This is a genomic window from Acinetobacter sp. BIGb0102 (genome assembly GCF_003815055.1).
GTDB classification, from domain to species: Bacteria; Pseudomonadota; Gammaproteobacteria; order Pseudomonadales; family Moraxellaceae; genus Acinetobacter; species Acinetobacter vivianii.
In genome coordinates, this window is record NZ_RKQE01000009.1 from 1 (window position 1) to 1154 (window position 1154).

A 1154-nucleotide genomic window follows, 5' to 3' on the forward strand; every position below is an offset into this window, starting at 1 on the left:
CCAGAGATTGATCCGGTCAATGGTACCGATCCAATCACGGGTACCGCAGAACCAGGTTCAACGGTGACTGTAACCTTCCCGGATGGCACAACCGTTGATGTGGTGACTGATCCAACGACAGGCGAATGGACTGTACCAAACCCAGGTGGCTTGGTGGATGGTGATACCATCACGGCAATTGCGACTGACCCGGCAGGGAACCCATCTGTACCAGGTACAGAAACAGTGGATCTCACGCCACCAAATCCAGCAGGTGCAACCTTAACGATTGATGATGTGACTGCAGACAACGTGTTGAATGCCGCAGAATCAACTACAACCATCACGGTAACAGGTACCTTAACGGGTATTCCTGCAGATGCAGCAACCACGGTGGTGACACTGCTTATTAATGGTGTGACCTACACTGCAACTGTTGATGCAGCGACAGGCAACTGGACCGCAGATGTGGCAGGTAGTGACTTACTTGCAGATACTGATGCGACCATCGATGCGACAGCGACCTTCACCGATGCAGCAGGCAACAGCAGCACAGTCACCGACACCCAAACTTATAACGTGGATGTGACTGCCCCAGCAGCGCCAGAGATTGATCCGGTCAATGGTACCGATCCAATCACGGGTACCGCAGAACCAGGTTCAACGGTGACTGTAACCTTCCCGGATGGCACAACCGTTGATGTGGTGACTGATCCAACGACAGGCGAATGGACTGTACCAAACCCAGGTGGCTTGGTGGATGGTGATACCATCACGGCAATTGCGACTGACCCTGCAGGTAACCCATCTGTACCAGGTACAGAAACAGTGGATCTCACTCCACCAAATCCAGCAGGTGCAACCTTAACGATTGATGATGTGACTGCAGACAACGTGTTGAATGCCGCAGAATCAACTACAACCATCACGGTAACAGGTACCTTAACGGGTATTCCTGCAGATGCAGCAACCACGGTGGTGACACTGCTTATTAATGGTGTGACCTACACTGCAACTGTTGATGCAGCGACAGGCAACTGGACCGCAGATGTGGCAGGTAGTGACTTACTTGCAGATACTGATGCGACCATCGATGCGACAGCGACCTTCACCGATGCAGCAGGCAACAGCAGCACAGTCACCGACACCCAAACTTATAACGTGGATGTGACTGC

Annotated in this window: 1 protein-coding gene; it reads left to right on the top strand. The window is 52.4% G+C overall.

The window, feature by feature from the left end:
• On the top strand, positions 1–1154 hold a 1154-nt coding region (locus EC846_RS02750), incomplete at both ends, for an Ig-like domain-containing protein (RefSeq protein WP_123774087.1).